This is a genomic window from Shewanella sp. 10N.286.48.B5, from assembly GCF_002874355.2.
In the GTDB taxonomy this organism is placed as follows: Bacteria; Pseudomonadota; Gammaproteobacteria; order Enterobacterales; family Shewanellaceae; genus Shewanella.
Genome location: NZ_MCVG02000001.1, coordinates 2,289,758 through 2,310,069, shown reverse-complemented (window position 1 = coordinate 2,310,069; position 20,312 = coordinate 2,289,758). Strand labels below are relative to the sequence as shown.

At 40.9% G+C, this 20,312-nt stretch carries 17 protein-coding genes and 4 tRNA genes; 17 read left to right on the top strand and 4 right to left on the bottom strand.

Annotation, left to right across the window (positions count from 1 at the left end):
- Window positions 1-45 precede the first annotated feature (45 nt).
- The 8 genes from BCU57_RS09910 to BCU57_RS09875 all read left to right on the top strand — a co-directional run bounded on the left by BCU57_RS09910 (window position 46) and on the right by BCU57_RS09875 (window position 5,807).
- On the top strand, window positions 46-1,068 hold the full coding sequence (locus tag BCU57_RS09910; protein ID WP_102440280.1) for a two-component system response regulator: 1,023 nt from the start codon (window positions 46-48) through the stop codon (window positions 1,066-1,068).
- A gap of 276 nt (window positions 1,069-1,344) precedes the next feature.
- On the top strand, window positions 1,345-1,941 hold the full coding sequence (locus BCU57_RS09905; protein WP_102440279.1) for a hypothetical protein: 597 nt from the start codon (window positions 1,345-1,347) through the stop codon (window positions 1,939-1,941).
- Between the two features lie 264 nt (window positions 1,942-2,205).
- The gene (gene uvrY / locus BCU57_RS09900) at window positions 2,206-2,850 is read left to right on the top strand and encodes a UvrY/SirA/GacA family response regulator transcription factor (protein WP_102440278.1); all 645 of its coding nucleotides are present in this window, start codon (window positions 2,206-2,208) and stop codon (window positions 2,848-2,850) included.
- Window positions 2,851-2,901: 51 nt separating this feature from the next.
- Complete coding sequence (gene uvrC, locus BCU57_RS09895) at window positions 2,902-4,734, top strand: excinuclease ABC subunit UvrC (RefSeq protein ID WP_102440277.1); 1,833 nt, start codon at window positions 2,902-2,904, stop codon at window positions 4,732-4,734.
- 45 nt (window positions 4,735-4,779) lie between these two features.
- A complete protein-coding gene (gene pgsA / locus BCU57_RS09890; RefSeq protein ID WP_076539933.1) occupies window positions 4,780-5,328 on the top strand; it encodes a CDP-diacylglycerol--glycerol-3-phosphate 3-phosphatidyltransferase in 549 nt (182 codons plus the stop codon).
- Window positions 5,329-5,511: 183 nt separating this feature from the next.
- A tRNA-Gly gene (locus tag BCU57_RS09885) sits at window positions 5,512-5,587 on the top strand.
- A gap of 15 nt (window positions 5,588-5,602) precedes the next feature.
- Window positions 5,603-5,676, top strand: a tRNA-Cys gene (locus BCU57_RS09880).
- Window positions 5,677-5,721: 45 nt separating this feature from the next.
- Window positions 5,722-5,807 (top strand) — tRNA-Leu (locus tag BCU57_RS09875).
- A gap of 1,085 nt (window positions 5,808-6,892) precedes the next feature.
- Here BCU57_RS09875 and BCU57_RS09870 read toward each other — a convergent pair.
- Entirely contained in the window at window positions 6,893-7,606 is a 714-nt protein-coding gene (locus tag BCU57_RS09870; protein ID WP_102440276.1) for an SGNH/GDSL hydrolase family protein, read from the bottom strand.
- A gap of 27 nt (window positions 7,607-7,633) precedes the next feature.
- Window positions 7,634-7,954, bottom strand: a complete 321-nt coding sequence (gene yqfB, locus BCU57_RS09865) for a N(4)-acetylcytidine aminohydrolase (RefSeq protein WP_102440275.1) — start codon at window positions 7,952-7,954, stop codon at window positions 7,634-7,636.
- 140 nt (window positions 7,955-8,094) lie between these two features.
- On the opposite strand from yqfB, the gene BCU57_RS09860 reads away from it, so the two are divergent.
- From BCU57_RS09860 to BCU57_RS09835, 6 genes are all read left to right on the top strand, one after another.
- Window positions 8,095-9,474, top strand: a complete 1,380-nt coding sequence (locus BCU57_RS09860; RefSeq protein ID WP_102440274.1) for a leucine-rich repeat-containing protein kinase family protein — start codon at window positions 8,095-8,097, stop codon at window positions 9,472-9,474.
- Between the two features lie 60 nt (window positions 9,475-9,534).
- Complete coding sequence (locus BCU57_RS09855; protein WP_102440273.1) at window positions 9,535-10,122, top strand: uracil-DNA glycosylase family protein; 588 nt, start codon at window positions 9,535-9,537, stop codon at window positions 10,120-10,122.
- A 203-nt stretch (window positions 10,123-10,325) separates the two neighbouring features.
- Window positions 10,326-10,411, top strand: a tRNA-Leu gene (locus tag BCU57_RS09850).
- A 677-nt stretch (window positions 10,412-11,088) separates the two neighbouring features.
- On the top strand, window positions 11,089-12,378 hold the full coding sequence (locus BCU57_RS09845; protein WP_102440272.1) for an NTP/NDP exchange transporter: 1,290 nt from the start codon (window positions 11,089-11,091) through the stop codon (window positions 12,376-12,378).
- A gap of 183 nt (window positions 12,379-12,561) precedes the next feature.
- Complete coding sequence (locus tag BCU57_RS09840; protein WP_102440271.1) at window positions 12,562-13,527, top strand: hypothetical protein; 966 nt, start codon at window positions 12,562-12,564, stop codon at window positions 13,525-13,527.
- A gap of 97 nt (window positions 13,528-13,624) precedes the next feature.
- On the top strand, window positions 13,625-14,836 hold the full coding sequence (locus BCU57_RS09835; RefSeq protein WP_102440683.1) for an IS256 family transposase: 1,212 nt from the start codon (window positions 13,625-13,627) through the stop codon (window positions 14,834-14,836).
- 338 nt (window positions 14,837-15,174) lie between these two features.
- Here the strand turns inward: BCU57_RS09835 and BCU57_RS09830 are convergent, their stop codons facing one another.
- Both BCU57_RS09830 and BCU57_RS09825 read right to left on the bottom strand, forming a co-directional pair.
- Complete coding sequence (locus tag BCU57_RS09830; protein ID WP_102439893.1) at window positions 15,175-17,058, bottom strand: metallophosphoesterase; 1,884 nt, start codon at window positions 17,056-17,058, stop codon at window positions 15,175-15,177.
- A gap of 129 nt (window positions 17,059-17,187) precedes the next feature.
- Window positions 17,188-17,463, bottom strand: a complete 276-nt coding sequence (locus tag BCU57_RS09825) for an HU family DNA-binding protein (RefSeq protein WP_076539954.1) — start codon at window positions 17,461-17,463, stop codon at window positions 17,188-17,190.
- A 239-nt stretch (window positions 17,464-17,702) separates the two neighbouring features.
- On the opposite strand from BCU57_RS09825, the gene BCU57_RS09820 reads away from it, so the two are divergent.
- The 3 genes from BCU57_RS09820 (at window position 17,703) to rplY (ending at window position 20,304) form a co-directional block, all read left to right on the top strand.
- Window positions 17,703-19,130: a L,D-transpeptidase family protein gene (locus BCU57_RS09820; protein WP_102439892.1), complete on the top strand. Its 1,428-nt coding sequence runs from the start codon at window positions 17,703-17,705 to the stop codon at window positions 19,128-19,130.
- Between the two features lie 150 nt (window positions 19,131-19,280).
- Window positions 19,281-19,829, top strand: a complete 549-nt coding sequence (locus BCU57_RS09815; RefSeq protein WP_102439896.1) for a DUF882 domain-containing protein — start codon at window positions 19,281-19,283, stop codon at window positions 19,827-19,829.
- A gap of 187 nt (window positions 19,830-20,016) precedes the next feature.
- A complete protein-coding gene (gene rplY / locus BCU57_RS09810) occupies window positions 20,017-20,304 on the top strand; it encodes a 50S ribosomal protein L25 (protein WP_076539958.1) in 288 nt (95 codons plus the stop codon).
- Window positions 20,305-20,312 lie beyond the last annotated feature (8 nt).

Sequence of the window (20,312 nt, the reverse complement as noted above, 5' to 3'; positions counted from 1 at the left end):
TTGAGGCTTATTCACTAAAAATTTTTGCGTTTAATAGGAGTTCAAATGGAAAGGCAAACCATTTTAGTGGTCGATGATACCGCTGAAAATATTGATGTGTTGGCCGGTGTATTAAAATCTGACTATCAGATTAAAATTGCCAAGAACGGCAAACTCGCGTTAAAAATTGCTAAGGCAATGACATTAGACCTCATTTTGCTCGACATTATGATGCCCGGTATTGACGGTTTTGAAGTTTGCAGGCAATTGAAACAAGATAAACGCACCCAGCACATTCCGATTATATTTGTTACCGCAAAAATATCTGCGGCAGATGAATTAAAAGGGCTCGAGTTAGGGGCAGCAGATTACATCACCAAACCCTTTAATCCCCCCATAGTGCTTAGGCGAGTGCAAACCCAGTTAGCCTTAACCAGTCAAAGCCGCTTGTTGGCCATACAGGTAAGGCAAAAAACAGCTGAAATTGCCCAAAATCAATTGAACGTGATCCGCCGCCTTGGGCGCGCTGCTGAATATAAAGATAACGAAACCGGCATGCATGTTATCCGTATGAGTTATTACACCCATATATTGGCCCTTGCAGCAGGGTTAAGCGAAGACGATGCCGAGCTATTAATGCACGCCGCTCCCATGCATGATGTGGGTAAAATCGGCATATCGGATGCCATCTTAAAAAAAACCGACAAATTAGATTTTGACGAATTTGAACAAATGAAAAAGCACTGTGAAATCGGCGCTGAAATTTTAGGCGAGCAAGACTCTGAATTAATGGATGTTGCGCAAACTATAGCCTTAACCCATCACGAAAAGTGGGACGGCAGTGGCTACCCCAATGGTTTAAGCGGAGAGGATATACCGCTTTATGGCCGTATTGTGGCAGTGGCAGATGTGTTTGATGCACTCACCAGTAAGCGTCCTTATAAGGAAGCCTGGCCCGTTGAAAAGGCGCTTGAATTACTTAAAAAAGAAGCTGGAACACACTTTGATCCGCAGCTTGTGCCACTTTTTGTTGAAAAATTAGATCAAATTCTTGAAATAAAGGCTAAATTTAATGAAAGCGATACATAGTAGCAGTTTAAAAGCATGTAATAAAAGTTGAGGTGTTGGGGGTGTTTGTCAAAATTTTGCTATGGATTAGGTACTGTTATCGTCAGTTATTGTTGGATTCACAAGCAGTTATTGGCTAAATAAGCCATTTGTGATTTTAAACGATGAATAGCGAGTATGATCCGAATATAAGCGGCTCATATTCTTGATGTGCCGTTAAATGCTGTCATTAAATACACTCGATAATTGCTATGGCTAAATACATATCGCAATACTTGTTCAACAGAGGAAATATCAATGTCTAATACGCTTTTCAGTAAAAAAATGCTGCTGGCTGCGGTTATGCTTCCAGCACTGTTAACCGGCTGTGCTACAGGTGATACACCAGAGGCTAAAAAAGCCAATGCCCGCAAAGAAACCCAAGCCGCATTGCAAGAAATTTATGCTGAGCACAATGAAGCTAAAGCTGCGGTAGCGAGCTCTGTGGGATATGTCGTGTGCACTGGCAGCAATAGTTACTTATTTGCATTATCAACCGGTGGCGGTGTTTGCGTACTCACCTCTAAAGGCCAAAACTCCTATTACCGTTTTGCAACCGGAGGCGTCGGTGCTGGCATTGGCTGGAAGCAAATGGCATTCGTGCAAGCATTTATGAATAATAATGCTATGACACGTTTTAAAGAGTCAGGCTATGAAGGCCAAGCTCAAGCAGAAGCGAGCGCTAAATATGAAGACAGTGGCGATCAAGCTTCAGCTAACCAATCAGTTGATGTAACAGGTGTAAAAACCTATCAAGTTAACTTAATGGGCGCCGCAGCTCAGGCAACCGTACAAGGTTATAAGTATTGGGAAACCGATTTTTCTGATGATTTCATGGAAAATAGTGAAGACTAATTTTTTCTAATGACTTGAAGCACAAAAAATTAAAAGCCGTAGTAGGCAACTGCTACGGTTTTTTGTTGGTTGTTATATTTGTATATCGCAACAGTCTAATAATTAACCGCCAACAGGGGCTAGTTGTTAGTGGTTGCATAAGGAGTGAACAATTATGCCATTATTGTGGTTAATATTGCTTTGCGATACTCGTTCAATAGGCTAAATTACAACGGTAAGGATATGATAAAAATTCAGGAAGAATACGCTTAAGGTGGGTTGAAGTTGATTTCAGTATATTTAGTTGATGATCATGAGCTAGTGAGAACCGGTATTCGACGTTTATTGGAAGATGAGCGTGGTATAAAAGTGGTTGGCGAAGCGCCGGATGGCGAAACCGCCGTGCAGTGGTCACGTCAAAATGAAGCTGATGTTATTTTGATGGATATGAACATGCCCGGTATGGGCGGTTTAGAAGCGACCCGTAAAATTTTACGTTATCAACCTGAAGCTAAAATCATCGTATTAACCGTACAAACTGAAGACCCTTTTCCTACCAAAGTCATGCAAGCTGGCGCCTCTGGTTATTTAACCAAAGGGGCAACACAGCCTGAGGTATTAAGAGCCATTCAGCAGGTATCTCGGGGGCAACGTTATTTATCTCCAGAGATTGCCCAGCAAATGGCCTTGAGTCAGTTTAGTCAAACAGACGAAAACCCTTTTAGCAGCCTGTCAGAACGTGAGCTTCAAATTATGTTGATGATCACCAATGGTGAAAAAGTCAACGACATTTCTGAAAAGCTCAATTTAAGCCCGAAAACCGTTAACAGTTATCGCTATCGTTTATTTGCCAAGTTGAATATTGGTGGTGATGTAGAGTTGACCCGTTTGGCGATTCGCTACAAAATGCTTGATGCCAGTTCTTTTTAGTTAATAGGTGTTGAATCAAACTGGTATTTCACACCTATTTTAGGATAGTTGATGCCATCTCGTTTTAATCCAAAGTTATTTCTCAAGAATGTTTCTTCTTCGCCAGGTGTTTATCGGATGTACGATGACAAGGGCGAAGTCATTTATGTTGGTAAAGCAAAAGATCTTAAAAAGCGCTTATCATCTTATTTCAGAGCCAATATTCCCCATGTAAAAACTCAAGCATTAGTGGCGCGTATTGCCAATATTGATGTCACACTGACCCACAGTGAAACCGATGCGTTATTGCTCGAAAATGATTACATCAAGCAATACATGCCCAAATACAATGTATTGCTGCGAGATGACAAATCCTATCCTTACATTTTGCTCAGTGGCCATAAGCATCCACGACTTGCTTATCACCGTGGCCCTAAGCGTGAAAAAGGCCATTATTTTGGCCCATATCCAAATGGCGGTGCAGTTAGAGAAAGCTTACATCTGATGCAAAAGCTGTTTCCTATTCGTCAGTGTGATGATCTTTATTATAAGTCGCGCTCTCGACCTTGCTTGCAGTATCAATTAGATCGCTGCAGTGCACCCTGTGTTGGTCGCGTAAGCGATGATGAATATTCCGAGCAAGTGAAATTAGCCAGCCTGTTTTTAAAAGGCAAAGATCAGCAAGTGATCAGTGAGCTAGTGGTGAAGATGGATAAGGCTGCCAATGAGCTAGAGTACGAACATGCAGCGCAATTTCGCGATCAAATCACCGCCCTAAGGCGAGTGGCTGAGCAGCAAGAAGTGTCTAATCACAAAGGCGATATGGACGTGATAGGGGTACATTACGCATCAGGTATCGTTTGTTTTCATTTATTATTTATACGAGATGGTAAAATCTTTGGCAGTCGCAGCTATTATCCAACCGTGCCAGCACAAACTGAGCTTGAAGAAGTACTCGTCTCTTTTATGGGGCAGTTTTATTTAAATGCCGACATCCAGCGCACAATTCCTAAAGAAGTATTATTAAGTCACTCCTTTGAAGAACTAACTAGATTACAACAAACTATATCTGCGGCATTAGAACGAAAGTTTGAAATCAAAACACATGTCAGAGGTGAGCGAGCAAACTTTTTACGCCTAGCACTAACCAATGCCACCAATGCGGTTAATACGCGCCTGTCCCACAAAAATACCGTTGAGCAGCGCTTTCAATTATTAGAAGAAGCATTAGAGCTAGGTCACCCAATCCAGCGGATGGAATGTTTTGATATCAGCCATACCATGGGCGAAAGTACCGTTGCCTCTTGTGTGGTGTTTAACCGTGAGGGGCCTCACAAGTCCGATTATCGCCGCTACAATATTAATGGCATTACCGGTGGTGATGACTATGCTGCCATGGAACAAGCCTTAAGTCGCCGATTTGATAAAATTGATAGCAAGGGTAAGGTGCCAGATATTGTATTTATTGATGGTGGTTTAGGCCAGTTACGTATTGCACAGCAAATAGTTGATGAAAAATGTGTGCATTTAGATAATGCGCCTTTACTGATCGGGGTAACGAAAGGCGAAGGTCGTAAAGCAGGGCTTGAAACCTTTGTGTTTGGTGGCTCGGAAGATACCTTTGAATTACCCAGTGATTCACCAGCATTTCATTTAATTTTGCATATCCGTGATGAGTCCCACCGCTTTGCAATTACAGGCCATAGAAATAAGCGCCAGAAAACCCGAAATACATCGACGCTAGAATCCATTGCTGGTGTGGGGCCTAAACGGCGCAAACTATTGTTACAACATTTGGGCGGTATTCAAGAAGTGAAGGGCGCAAGTGTCGCTGAATTAACAAAAGTTCCTGGAATTAGCCTAGAAATGGCACAAACAATCCATGATGCATTGCGAGGGGGATAAAATTAAGGCAAGATTGGCGCTGCTTCTGACTATTTGGTTTCGTTCATGCCTTTTAATTTACCTATAGCATTAACTTTATTTCGGCTTGTTTTATTGCCGGTATTTGTTGTTGTGTTTTATCTTCCCTATTCGTGGGCCCCTTTTGCTTCGGCATTTATCTTTTGGCTTGCTGCGGTAACTGATGCGTTAGACGGTTATGCGGCGCGAAAATTAAAGCAGTCGACTCGCTTTGGTGCTTTTCTTGACCCGGTTGCCGATAAAATAATGGTGACCACGGCGTTAGTATTACTCGTGCAGCAAAATGATAATATTTATCTAACCTTAGCGGCATTATTCATGATCGGCCGAGAAATTGTGATTTCTGCGCTACGTGAATGGATGGCAGAAATCGGTAAACGCGGTGTTGTCGCAGTATCATGGATTGGTAAATACAAAACGGCGGCGCAAATGGCGGCGATTGTTGGTTTGATCTGGCAGCCGAATGAATTTTTGACCGATGTGGCTTATGGCTTGTTTTATATTGCTGCAGTGCTGACTTTCTGGTCGATGATGAGCTATATTTCTGCAGCATGGAAAGACTTAACGGCTGAGTAGCGCAATAAAACTTCAATACGTTTACTTAGTGTTCACTCAGTTAATTTTGTTGAAAACAGCAATTGACACCGACACTGAAATCGGTAGAATGCACCCCCGTAGACAAGGATGCTTCGGCTTATAACCAAAAGGTTTTAGCTACAAGACATCAGGTTTATTTGAAAAGATAAACAAATGATTTACGCGACATTAGCTCAGTTGGTAGAGCGATACCTTGCCAAGGTATAGGTCATCGGTTCGAACCCGATATGTCGCTCCAAATCATGTTTATATCGGCGCGATGGCAGAATGGCTATGCTGCGGATTGCAAATCCGTCGACCTCGGTTCGACTCCGGGTCGCGCCTCCACAAATTTTGTTTAGTTGTTATATTAACAATTAAAACAACACTTATGCCCGAGTGGTGGAATCGGTAGACACAAGGGATTTAAAATCCCTCGCTTAATAGGCGTGCCAGTTCAAGTCTGGCCTCGGGTACCATCATTTACATACGACTTAGTATTAAGGTGTATGGTACAAAAAAGCCTCAACGTAAGTTGGGGCTTTTTTGTATCTGAAATTTGTTGGAATGAATGATTTTACTAAAAAATCCCTCGTCGTTTTAAGATAGGGCGTGCCAGTTCAAGTCTGGCCTCGGGTACCATTATTCTTCTATAAAGCGCTTACATACGACTTAGTATTAAAGAGTATGGTGCGAAAAAGCCTCAACATTAGTTGGGGCTTTTTTGTATCTGAAATTTGTTGGAATGATTTTACTAAAAAAAACCTCGTCGTTTTAAGATAGGGCGTGCCAGTTCAAGTCTGGCCTCGGGTACCATTATTCTTCTATAAAGCGCTTACATACGACTTAGTATTAAGGTGTATGGTACAAAAAAGCCTCAACGTAAGTTGGTTTTTTTGTATCTGAAATTTGTTGGAATAAATGATTTTACTAAAAAATCCCTCGTCGTTTTAAGATAGGGCGTGCCAGTTCAAGTCTGGCCTCGGGTACCATTATTCTTCCATAAAGCGCTTACATACGACTTAGTATTAAGGTGTATGGTACAAAAAAGCCTTAACATTAGTTGGGGCTTTTTTGTGCCTGTAATTCGAGCGTTGGCGAAAGATAAAATCCCTCGTCGTTTTAAGATAGGGTGTGCCAGTTCAAGTCTGGCCTCGGGTACCATTATTCTTCTATAAAGCGTTTATATACGACTTTTAGTATTAAAGAGTATGGTGCGAAAAAGCCTCAACATTAGTTGTGGCTTTTTTGTGCCTGTAATTCGAGCGTTGGCGAAAGATAAAATCCCTCGTCGTTTTAAGTTGGGGCTTTTTTGTATCTGAAATTTGTTGGAATGAATGATTTTACTAAAAAATCCCTCGTCGTTCTAAAATAGGGCGTGCCAGTTCAAGTCTGGCCTCGGGTACCATTATTCTTCTATAAAGCGTTTATATACGACTTTTAGTATTAAAGAGTATGGTGCGAAAAAGCCTCAACATTAGTTGGGGCTTTTTTGTGTTTGCAATTTGGCTATATCAATTTCATTTCTTAAAGTTATTTTGAAGGGGTGTGGTTGAAGTCTGGCTTACGCTTTCACCTTAATCATGTCGCATGCTTGTTGTCCCCAGTGGGCATAAATAACCTCACTTGGATGAAACCCATCAATGGCCATTGGCGCATCAGCTAACGTCAATTCCATATTAAGTTGTTCGCATGGCAGTGAGCTTGTTTGAACCCAATTAGAAAGAGCTAAGTTGAACTCTCGGCTTCTTGCGCCTAAAAACCACCTAAAAGGCTGTGGTAACGCTGGAAATCGATCCATTGGAGGCACATTAGTAATGATAATTTGTGTTCCACCTAACTTTGATGTGATCAATGCGCACAACTCACTTAATTGTAATATCCATGTTTTTGCCGATATTGGACTCAGCACATCATTTACGCCCAGAGAGATCACAATAACATCTGCTTTTGTTAGCTGATTTTGATGGGTCATGAGTTTGACTTTATTGAGGCAGTTTTGGGTGCTATAGCCACTTTGGGCCACCAGTTGCCAATTGAGCTGATAATCATTAGAGAGCCGCTTAACCATGTTTCCCGCCAGTGCTTGTTGCTGGTGGCTTACCCCAACTCCCGCTGCAGCAGAGTCACCTAGGATCAGTAGCGACAATTGTGGCGAACGGCATGAGGCATTAACGCGCTCGCCGCTTGGCTCTGGTAATTTTATGGTGGTTTTTTTTACCCAAATAGCCTGTACTAAATAAATAGGCCATAAAAATATTAGTGTTAGATAGTGCAATGTTACATTCCTTTGTTATGTGCTTATTTAAGGGGTTACGACCTTAAATTTGATTTCATAAAGCTGTTCAATACCCGGATACACTTCCTGTATTAAGGCTTTTAATACTGCCAAGGGCATATTTTCTTGCTGCGCATGCAAGTCGGTTAATTGTGTAAATGGCACTGTATTAACGGAAATAACCTTGATGTCGCAAAACCATTTATCTTCCTCAAAGGTGGATACGGTTAACGTTTCACCTGCAATAAAGTGGGATTCACTGTCATCGCGTAAGGTAATAGTTTTAGCGCCTGACAGAATGTCTGTTTCAAAGCGGCTGAAAAAAGTGATGCTGTTAAGTGCTGGCATAGTGGCTTTGAGCCTTTATTAATTGCAGGTTTATTGTGCGTTATAGTAAATCAGTTTACTGAGGTTTGCCTTAACTTGTTTATCTGTTTGGCTTATCATGAGCGCCATTGCGACTTACTGCTTATTTTAGGATATTTCCATTGCATACTTTGGCTCAATTACAGTCTGGTGAATTACACCAAAACAAGATAAAACGATTACAGATAGCTGAAGGGTTAACCAGCTTTCCCATGGAAATTATTAAGCTTGCTGATTCCCTTGAAGTGCTTGATTTGTCGAATAACCGTTTATCATCGCTACCTGATGAGTTTGAGCAGTTGCAACAGCTTAAAATTTTATTCCTATCGTTTAATTGTTTTACTGACATCCCAGATGTCATTGCTAAATGCCCAAAGCTTGAAATGATCGGTTTTAAAGCCAATCAAATAACTACAGTTGCCGAAGATTGTTTTCCTGTTGATACCCGCTGGTTAATTCTCACTGACAATAACATTGAGCAATTACCTCAATCCATTGGCAAGCTACATCGACTACAGAAGTTTGCCATGGCAGGCAATAAGCTCAACAATTTGCCGCCATCAATGAGTCAATGTACATCACTAGAGCTATTACGTATTTCAGCCAATGAATTGACTGTTATTCCAGATTGGTTATTCAAACTGCCCAATTTAGCTTGGTTGGCATTTAGTGGCAATCCTATAACAGCGCCTGTTATCAATAGTGATGACGCTGCTGTTAATAGTGGTTGTGCGTTAACGCCAATGGCGCAGTTATCATTAGGGGAGCAATTAGGCCAAGGCGCTTCAGGGGTGATTTATCAAGCACAATGGCAGCAGGACTCTGGCACAGCACTGGACGTAGCGGTGAAAATATTCAGAGGTGCGGTGACATCAGATGGTTACCCAAAAGATGAATTACATTGCTGTTTGCAAGCAGGCTTTCATCCTAATTTAATTGGCGTACTTGGCTTTATTGCTGATGCTGACAATCTTGGTTTAGTCATGGAGCTCATTCCTCAGCGTTATTACAACTTGGGTTTACCGCCGTCACTGGAAACCTGTACTCGCGATACCTTTTGTGATGACATGGATATATCCCTAAGGCAAATCGTCACCGTTATGCGCAGTATGGCAGCTGCGCTAGCCCATTTACATCAACATAAAGTCAGTCATGGCGATATATACGCTCACAACACCATGATTGATAGTGATGCCAATATGCTATTTGGTGATTTTGGCGCAGCAACGGACTTGTCAGCGCTTGCAGTAGAGCAAGCAGCGTATATGCAAGCCATTGAAGTCAGAGCATTAGGTAATATGCTAGATGACGTATTGGGGCATTTTAATGAATTTACAGGCCATGATAATAACCAGCTAAGGTTAGCAACTGCAGATAGTCAGATCATTAGCCAATTAAGCCAAATAGTGTCTAGTTGTTTGCAGGCTGACGTAGCGATGCGACCTCAGTTTATTCATATCCAGCAGCAATTAGCCACCATTCAACAGCAGTTATTGGATTAACAATCGTCGCTTATATTTAGGCCCAGATAGTTAAATTTATAAACAGGATAGGGGAGCGTTATGCCTGCGGCGTCATTAACGTCGTTAGTTGCACAAGTACGTCAATGCCAGCTTTGCCAGCATGCGTTGCCCCATGGCGTTAACCCAGTGATTCAAATTGATCCGCTAGCGCGTATTCTTATTGCTGGGCAAGCTCCAGGCCTTGCGGTGCATAAGTCTGGCATCCCGTTTGATGATAAAAGTGGTGACAGGTTACGAGATTGGTTAGGCATCGACAAAGACACCCTTTACGACCCTAAACAGATTGCGATTTTACCCATGGGCTTTTGTTATCCCGGTAAGGGGAAAAACGGTGATTTAGCGCCAATGAAAATGTGCGCCCAAACGTGGCGGCAACCCTTACTTAACCACTTAACTGATGTGAAGTTAACTTTGCTTATAGGCAAGTATGCTCAAGACTATCACTTGCCAAACAGGCAACAAACGCTGACAGAAACTGTTAAAGATTGGCGTAATTTACCTTCGGGCATCATTGCATTGCCTCATCCAAGTCCTCGCAACAATATTTGGTTAGCAAAAAATCCATGGTTTGCTGAAGATTTATTACCAGTAATAAAATCGACAGTGCAGAATATTTTGCATGCTTAAGTGAAATATTTAATTGAAAGGGCTAATTTAGCTATGTTTTTAGACGAATTGATTGCAAAGTCAGCACTTGAACAATAAGTTTCATTTTTTTATTGATCCATTCTGAAAAACCAGTAAAGTATGCACCAAGTTCAGCGGCAGCAAGCAATTGCAGCAATTGAAAACAGATTCCGTAGCTTGTTTCGACAAGTTACAACAAGTTTGCCCGAGTGGTGGAATCGGTAGACACAAGGGATTTAAAATCCCTCGCTTAATAGGCGTGCCAGTTCAAGTCTGGCCTCGGGTACCATATTACATACGTAAGTATGGTGCAAAAAAGCCTCGACATTAGTCGGGGCTTTTTTGTGTCTGAAATTTGCTCAATGAATGACAAGATATAACAATCCCTCATCGTTTTAAAATAGGGCGTGCCGGTTCAAGTCCGGCCTCGGGTACCATCAGTTTTATTATCAAAAATATACGTCAGTATGGTGCCAAAATGCCTCAACATTAGTTGAGGCTTTTTTGTATCTGAAATTTGCTAAATGAATGACAAGATATAACAATCCCTCATCGTTTTAAAATAGGGCGTGCCGGTTCAAGTCTGACCTTTTTGTATCTGAAGTTTGTGAAATAGTGATATTTGCTCGTTCAAGTCTGGCGAGTACCACGAGTGAACACAGCTAAATTTAGCCGCGTTACATTGAAACTTTGTGTTGAAATCCTGATCCGTATCAGGTGTGTTAAAACGACGAAATCAATCAGATTCATCGACTATTGTTGACGGACTTATTTGAATTGTTCTTGCTAAATTAATGTATTAAATCAATTAGCCATATCGGATTTTTAGACGATAAAAAATCCTCTCAATCAATATCTTTACGTCGCTGGGATGAGTGTTGCCTTTAGCTTTACATATTTGACTGTACACATGCCTCTGCTAAGCTTTTCGATACCCTGAAAGTAAACAAGGTATTATTTACAGGTATGGAAGCAAACAGCAGGAACGACTTAAGTTACCTAGAACGCTTAATGAGATTGTTTACTCATGTGCAACCGGGAGAAGGTAAGTCAACCTTGATGCTCTCCGCTTACGCCTGTTTGCTACTGTTGCTGTATTACATTTTAAAGCCTATCCGTGAAGCACTCATCCTCTCTGAACACACCGCTGAAATACGCACTTACACGATAGCGATTCAAGCATTGGTGTTAATGATATTGGTGCCTTTATACGCTAGCTGGATTAGGACTCAGGGAACGAATGAAATATTGCCCCGAGTCACCTTAGCTGTGGCTGTGAGCTTGTTATTATTCTGGGGGCTTTATTTGTTTAAGGTGCCTATTTCAATCCCTTTCTTCGTTTGGCTAGGTGTGATCAATGTGCTGTTAATTGCCCAGTTCTGGGCCTATGCTGCAGATATTTACAGTCCAGATGAGGGTAAACGCTTGTTTGCTTTTATTGCAGCAGGGGCATCTTTAGGATCATTATTAGGTGCGCAAATTAGCAAACATCTATTTAAGCTTGTTGGCGCTGAAGGCTTGATGCTCGTCGCTGCGGTTTTACTTATCGCGACCATGTGGTTACCCAAATTAATTGGACTGAAATCTAAAAAAAAACAAACAAATGACTACCATGGTCATTCATTCAAAACAGGTTTTGATACCGTACTGAATAATCGTTACTTGTTGGTGATTGCTGGGTTTGTAGTGTTACTCAACTGTGTGAATACTACAGGAGAATACATTCTGGCCAAATGGGTGCAAATTCATGCGCAGCAGGGAGCCGATGTCAAACTGATTATAGGTGAGTTTTACAGTGACTTTTACACTTGGGTAAACTTATTCAGCATGATAATTCAGCTATTACTGGTTTCTCGAATATTCCAGTGGATCCATATACATGGTGCCATTCTAATTTTACCCTTTGTCGCTTTTGTGGGCTATGGATTAGCGACTTTTATCCCTATATTCACCCTATTTAAGCTAATAAAGATTGCTGAAAATAGCATAGATTATTCATTACAAAATACTGCCCGGCATGCACTGTTTCTGCCTTTAAATCAGCAACAAATTTTTGAAGGGAAGACTGTGATCGATGCATTTTGTTGGCGTTTGGGAGATTTGGCTCATGTGGTGATCATCTTTATTGGCCTTAAAGTATTCAAGCTTGATTATTATGAGTTTGCGGCGGTTAATCTGGTGCTTTCCCTGTTTTGGATAATATTGGCATTTAACCTTGCTCGCAAGCATAAGCAATTGGTCAATGAGCATGATTAATACCTGTTTTAATTCTGATGTCTTGCTAAGCGCTAACTAATTTTAAGTAGTTGCATTGTCATAAACGGATTTGTTATCTGTGGCTTAAAGAGCCTAAATATATCGATATAAGTGAAATCCATCGCCCTTAAAAATAGACTTTACCAGCGTGATATCTCATCGATTGAATAGAAGGAGCGCAATATGCAATATTTGAAGATGGCTTTTTTTCTGACGATATATTTAGTCGCTTTCTTGTCTCACGCTGTAACCGTTCCTTTAATCCGAGATGAAACGGTTATCTTTGACTTATTAAATGATGGCGATATTAATCTTTCTAAAAGTGTTGCTAAAGCGTTCACGACAAAAGAAAGTATTATGGAAATTCGCAGGGTAGGTTTAGTCAAAAATAGTGTACAGATACGTGCCGCCTTTCGAGATAAAACAGTAAAAGATTATGCTAGAGGTAACGTTGGTTTAATGTATTACGATAGCTACTACAATGAATTAGCAGCATATATTATTTCAAAATACCTTGGCCTTAATATTATTCCTGCGACAGTGCTTCGAAGTATACCAATAGGGAGAAAAGGGCTAAAACCGAGTAAAAAATTGAGAAAAGGCAGTTTGCAATTATGGGTAGAGAATAGTGTCGTGCTTTACGATTTAACTGCTCTTAGCCTGCCTTACCCGGGATCCGCCGAATATAAAAATCACCAAATAAAAGAAATCAAAACATTCGATTGTATTATTGGCAATGTTGACAGGCATGCTGGCAACCTTTTAGTCGATCTGAATGAAAGATTTGAAGACCCAAATGAAGTGACGGACAGGAAAAAAGCTTATCTTGGTAAAATTTGGGCCATCGATCACTCTAGATCTTTTTATCGAGGGCCTCGGCTAGACATCCGAACTTGTAAGCTAAGTAAGTTAAAGTCAGATGCTATTAGCATGCAGTTTATGCAAGGGATGAGAGATTGGAAAATTGAAGAACTAGAAAAAAGACTCCGAGCGAGTGGTCTATCTGAGCAACAATTAGCTCACCTCAGATTGGAATCTATTGAGCATCGCTTTCAAAAAGTAAAACAACATTTTGAGGAACAGCAGCGAAAGAGTGGCATGACTGATGAAGAATATTACAGCTCGGGGCTTTGGCATCGGGTTTGGTGAAGGTTAAGCGATTAAGTTCGAAGAGAGACTGTAACTAATTTTGTGTAACTGCTTATCAACACGTACTCTATAGAGAGTCAAGGATAGGCAGATACTCATGAACAAAAAAGATATTGAAGCTTTTGCTAAAGAAGCTGCTAAAAGCATTAAAACACCAGAAGACTTAAACCAATTCAGTCAGATGCTCAAAAAGATAACGGTCGAAGCCGCTCTTAATGCCGAAATGGATGACCACCTGGGCTATGAGAAACACCATAAATCGACTTCTGCTAATAGCCGTAACGGTAAAACCAGCAAGCGCATTCAAACTGAAGATGGTCAATTTGAGCTTGATACGCCGCGAGACCGTGAAGGCAGTTTCGAACCTCAGTTAGTTAAAAAACACCAGTCCAGATTTACCTCTATGGACGATAAAATATTGTGGCTCTACGCTCAAGGCATGAGTACTCGTGATATCGTTCAAGCCTTTGATGAATGGTACGGCGCAGAGATATCACCCACGTTAGTTTCTCGCGTTACCAACGCCGTTCTAGAGCAAGTTATTGAATGGCAAAGTCGACCTTTAGATGCCATTTACCCAATCGTTTACCTTGATTGTATCGTCGTAAAAATCCGTCAGGATAAGCGCGTTATTAACAAATCTATTTTCTTAGCGTTAGGCATTAACCTTGAAGGTCACAAAGAGCTAATGGGGCTTTGGATAGCTGAAAATGAAGGGGCTAAATTTTGGTTAGGTGTCCTCACTGAACTACAGCAACGAGGCGTTGAGGATATTCTCATCGCTTGTGTTGATGGCTTAAAAGGCTTCCCTGATGCTATCAATACCGTTTATCCAGATACTCATGTACAGCTCTGTATCGTACATATGGTCAGAAATTCATTAAAGTACGTATCGTGGAAAGACTACAAGGCAGTCACTGCGGACCTTAAAAGCATCTACCAATCAACAACGGAGGAGGAAGCTTTACTTGAATTAGACCGTTTCAGCGATACCTGGGATGAGCAATACCCCCAAATCAGCAAGTCATGGCATAATCATTGGCACAACTTAAATACGTTTTTCAATTATCCTCAGGATATTCGTAAGGCCATTTACACAACCAATGCTATAGAGTCGTTAAATAGCGTGATTAGACGAGCGTTGAAAAAACGTAAGGTATTTCCTAATGATGACTCGGCCAAGAAAATGATTTACCTTGCGATAAAAGAAGCCAGTAAAAAATGGACCATGCCCATCCGAAACTGGCGTACTGCGATGAGCCGATTTATTATTGAGTTCGAAGACAGAATTGTGAAGCATATTAACTAAATTGCAGTTACACAGAATCTGTTACACCCTCTTCGAAGACGGCTTAAAAGATGACATGTCAAACCCGCTGTAATATAGCGCTATTTATCAGGGGGTTACAATCTCTTGGTTACAGCCTCAGTAAATCTACAATCATTTAAGTCAATATCAGTATCTTGCCTGTTATCCTCTCTATGAGTTTGGTTAACTCTTTATCTTAATTAGAGTATTTGGCGTTTATGGGCTAGTACAGCGCTTTTGCTTAAGCTCTTATATTGAAAATAAACACGGAATTACTGACAGGTATGGCATAAATCACTTAAGCGGCTTAAGGTAGCGAGCGTAGTTAATGAGGATTTTTACTCATGTTCTGCCAGCTTTTTTAATAACAGATCACGACGTTTGAGTAACGCCTTGATTTGTTTTCTCTTGAGTAGGCCATTAGTGAGTTTATCTAGGCTTTGATAGTCTAAGTTTTTTAATTGATGTTCAATTTTTAGCGAGTGACGCAAACGTGCCGCCTTTAAATATTTTGGTGCGTGTTTGCCAGTTCTAAAGCTTCGAGAGTGGTCTATCATCCACATCATCCAATCCGCTTCTGTATAGAGAATATTGCTTTGGGTTCTATCTACATTGAAAATTAAAATATCAAACATATTCATCAGGCTGGCTTGGTATGACAGAACGCAATACTCGCTTGGATAACGTTCATCCTCGATGCGATTTTTTTCGTTAAAAGTGTCATCTATCCACAATTGTAGCGAGCCCTGTTTATTTTTGATGGTTCGAAGTACCGTTGGCGGGATCATATTCAATCCAAGGTGACGGGCTATCCTGTACGCTGCTATTTCGTATTTATAACTGTCGGTATTGCGATATTTATCTTTAGAGGCATTTCTGGGGATGATATTTTCAGTTTTAAAAATAGCTTTGAAACGCAGTCCGTTATGTTCCAAATAAGCTTTTTTCGACTGTGTCACACCAGTCCCTATAGGCTCAAGTTTAGTGATAATTGCCTGTGTTAATAACTGTTCCCAGTCCTGATAGCTGTGGCCTTGGTAAATCTCACGGTATTGACCATCGTCAACCTCAAAAGGACGCCATTGATTACCATCAAATTGTTGAAGTTCATCTTTGTTAATGGCTAATAACATTGGATTGCCCTGATAATATTTTCGGTACAGTCCAGTGTCAGTATTGATCACCTTGCCCTTCATTCTGCTTTCAAAAACGCGGCTACTCGTGGTTGTGTGACCAATCACCAATTGTTTGGCCTTATAGTGTTGCAAAACGCGATCAAGTATCTCTTCCTCAAAGATTGGATGGCAAAGAGCTGAGCCTCTATACCAGAATTGACTTTCTCCATCGAGGTAAAAAGACTGGCTGAGATTAACAAAGCTTTGGTACAAGGATTTATGTTCGTCAGAGCCTGCAGATAGTAACCGCCGTGCTATTTTTTCTTGGCGACTAAAGAAATCATCAAGGTGACTTAATGCGCCTTGGAGTTTTAATTGCTCAAAAGCTTCCATGTAATCATGTATTACTTTTGCTGATTCGTTGTTTACTTCGGCTAAGGTTGACAGAGGGAACTTGGCAGAAAGTCCACCATGGAGAAATAGCGCCTCATTGATCTTTAATATACTGGGCTTGCTCAACAGCCAACGGCCATATTTACCCTTGGTAGAAAAGAGCTGCATATGGCCAAAGTAGCCGGGAGGGTATTCAGTGTTAAAGGTCGATAATAGCGATTGCTGACTCATTCCGGCACTGGTTTCAGTTGCATATGAAAGGTATTGCTGCCAGTAATTTTCGCGTACGTCCGCAGATTCATCATCCAGGTAGTGTTTATATTCATCAGTGGGTACGTAGTTAAGTTCACGGATAAGGTTCATCAATTCATGATTACCCAACACAAGATGTACTGCGCCTCCTGCTGCGGTGGCCTGTTGCTCTAAACGCATAAACAAGTCCATTACTTTGCGGGAGTCAGGGCCTCTATCCAGCAGATCGCCGACACTGACTAGCTGAGTGTCGCCAGCTTGCCAGTTCAGTTGGTCATCGATAATGCCTGCTGCACGAATTAATGTTTCAAATTCACCATAGTCGCCATGGATGTCACCAACAACAATAATTTTTGCTGTTGTTGATAGCTCAAAGCTCTCGTAGGAGGCTGAAGTTTCCTGTAATGGAATAAAAGTGCATAGCAGTAGAACAACACTTATCACAGCATGGTTAAGGTTCATGGTTGAGCGCTGGGTAAGGTGACTTTGACTTTAAGTTTAGAAGATGATTATGAAATGGTGTAGTTATTGGTAAAAGCCTTGCTGCTATTACTAGTAAAACAAGGCCTTTGAAATGGGATTATGGCTTTATTACTGATTGATGAGTTTTTTCAATCCAGGCGCAGCTTTAAAGCTTGGTTGGTTAAATCCTGGAATTTCCATTGCTTCACCGGTTTGTGGGTTGTAGCCATTTTTCGCTAAATGGTAGCGTAATTCAAATGTGCCAAATTGCGGAATGTAAACTTTTTCACCTTCGGTAAGTGCTTTATGGATCTGAGAAACAATTTGATCGATTTGAATTTTCGCTTGAGATTGTGAGATACCGATGTCCGAGGCCATCACTTGCATGAGTTGTTTTTTATTCATATTAACTGCTGTGAAATTAACGTAATAAGTATTGCGGAGTTTGTTTATAGCAGTTATGCCCATCGTTTAACAGAACTCGACTTATCACAGCTCTACCACTGTCGAATTGCTGCGCTAAATCCGCTATTTATCTCCAACTTTCGTATTATCTTTTAACAGTGTCATATTTTATGTAACACAAGGATGGTATTTCTTTGCCATACTCAAAAGCTCGTAGTCAGTATTTAGGAGGATAATTCATGGTGAGATGCTGTTTTCATCGAGTTGCGTTATCTTTTGCAGTGATATTATTCTTGTATTTTACGCCAATAACTAAGATTGCGGCTTCGGATGCGGTTTATAACACCCTTGCGCAACATGTATTATTGATTTCGTTGACTGACTCCAGTGTTCAATGGCAAGCATATTTAACGATTCTGCGCCAGGGTACAGAGGCTGAAAAGCTTGAATATATCGACACAATACAAAATGAAGTTGATAGGTTTTGGGCTGATAAGTCTGTTGAACTGCAGTATCGCAATCTGGCTTCCAACGCTTCACTTCAAAAGAAAGTTTTTTCTTTAGAGCCTCCGGTAGATGATTACTTGAGAGTTCTTAACCATATTAGACGATTAATGTGGCTTGATAACCGCCATGAATGGCAGCCAATTGTCCCCGGCGGTTTTTTACGGCCTGGCGATAGCCATCAGACTATCAGTGCTATTTCACAGCGTTTATGGTTACTTGGGGACTTATCATCTCGTTCAGAAGCGCAACATATTTATGATGACACTATAGCGAACGCGGTGGTGTCATTTCAGCAGCGTCATGGCTTAAAAGCCGATGCTGTTATTGGTCCCAATACCTTACATTGGTTAAACCAAACACCTAAACAGCGCGCCATATTACTTGCCAGTAATTTTGTGGCTAAAACCAGTTATCAACATCAACTGTCAGAGCGTTATTTATTGGTAAATATTCCCGCCTTTGAAATGGTGCTAGTCAATGATAGTCAAATCGCCATGACCTCTCGAGTAATTGTCGGCAAGGCCTATCGAAGAACCCCTGTGATGTCAGGACAAATATCCAATGTGGTCATTAATCCTACTTGGACAGTACCTAAAAAGCTGTTACGACGGGATATCTTGCCTAAAGTGGCTAAAGATGGTGATTATTTTCGCGATCGACAATTTGATGTTTTTGATCGAGCTGGGATTAAAATTGATAAAACCGCTGATGAATGGCAAATGGCCGCAACTGCAGCCTTTCCATATCGTTTGGTGCAGCGACCCGGGGAAATTAATGCGTTGGGGCGTTATAAATTTCATTTTAAAAATGATCTGAATATATACTTACATGACACACCAGATAAATGGCTTTTTAATAAGGCAAATCGAGCGCTTTCATCGGGCTGTATTCGCATTGAAAAAGTGCAGCAATTGGCTGAGTGGTTCGCGGATAATGTGGTAATAGATAAACGCACTTGGGCGCGTATGCAGTCTAATCAAAAAAATACTCAATGGTTTTCGCTGTCACAGACCATTCCTGTGCATATAGTGTATTGGAATGCTTGGGTTGGTGAAGATAACTTGGCCCAATATCGAAATGATATTTATCATTTAAATAACACAGATAAAACAGTAGTGGCAAATAATGCAACAAGCCCGTTACAGTTGACGTCACGTTAAGTGCCTGACCTTATTAGAAGTTGCTAAACTGCACATGATTTATACATAACTTATGTTCTTTTAGAGTTGCTATTGTTTGCCATAAGCTTTAAATTCACCCTCGTTTGTGCAAAAAGTGCACAGTATGAATTTTTAAAAAGTGGTGAGTTAATGTCGTTAGTTTGTCCTTCGCGTAGGCAGTTAATCCTTGGAATTAGTGGGGTGGCTGTCGCTTCAATGTTTTCTAATTCCGCTCAAGCAAGCCGATCTACAATAGGGCAGCGTGATCTGAGCTTTTACAACCGTCATACTGGTGAGCGCGGGCAAGGCAGTTTTTGGGTTGATGGTGAATATCGCAGTGATACCTTAACGCTTTTTAGCAATGTATTACGTGACCATAGACAAAACCAAGCGGCGCCGATGGATAAGCGTTTATATGAAATCCTGTATAAGCTTCAACAGACACTGAATAACTCAGATGAAATTCATGTGATTTCTGGTTATCGCTCTCCGATCACCAATAATATGTTAGCGGCCAACAGTAATGGTGTTGCCAAGAAAAGTTATCATATGAAGGGAATGGCAATGGATTTAGCCATACCCGGCATTGCTCTTAAAACCTTACGTGATGCAGCAATGTCGTTAAAAATGGGCGGGGTTGGTTATTACCCTCGTTCTGGTTTTATTCACCTTGATACTGGCCCGGTAAGAAGCTGGTAAAACCCACGGCCTGATATTTAGCATGATTTAAAGGCTATATAGTTAGTTCATGTGGATAAAATACCGGCGTGATGCTTGTTGACGCTATTTAGCTGTGTTAGAATCCGCGCGCTTAGTTTTATAACGAGCACGAGTTGTTATTGGTCGAAAATAACAACAAAAATTATTTTATATAAGTGAGAATTACATGTCTTATACTATCAATGCTGAAATCCGTACTGAAATCGGGAAAGGTTCGAGCCGCCGCCTACGTCATGCGAATTTAGTTCCTGCTGTAATCTACGGTCCAGGTAAAGAGCCTATTTCTATCAAATTCGCTCAAAAAGATATCATCAACCAACAGTTGAATGAAGATTTCTACACAAGCGAGTTAACTATCGTAATCGATGGCAAAGAAATTAAAGTTCGTGCACAAGCTGTACAGCGTCACGCGTACAAAATGCTTATCGAACACATCGATTTCAAATTTGCTTAATTGCTAAT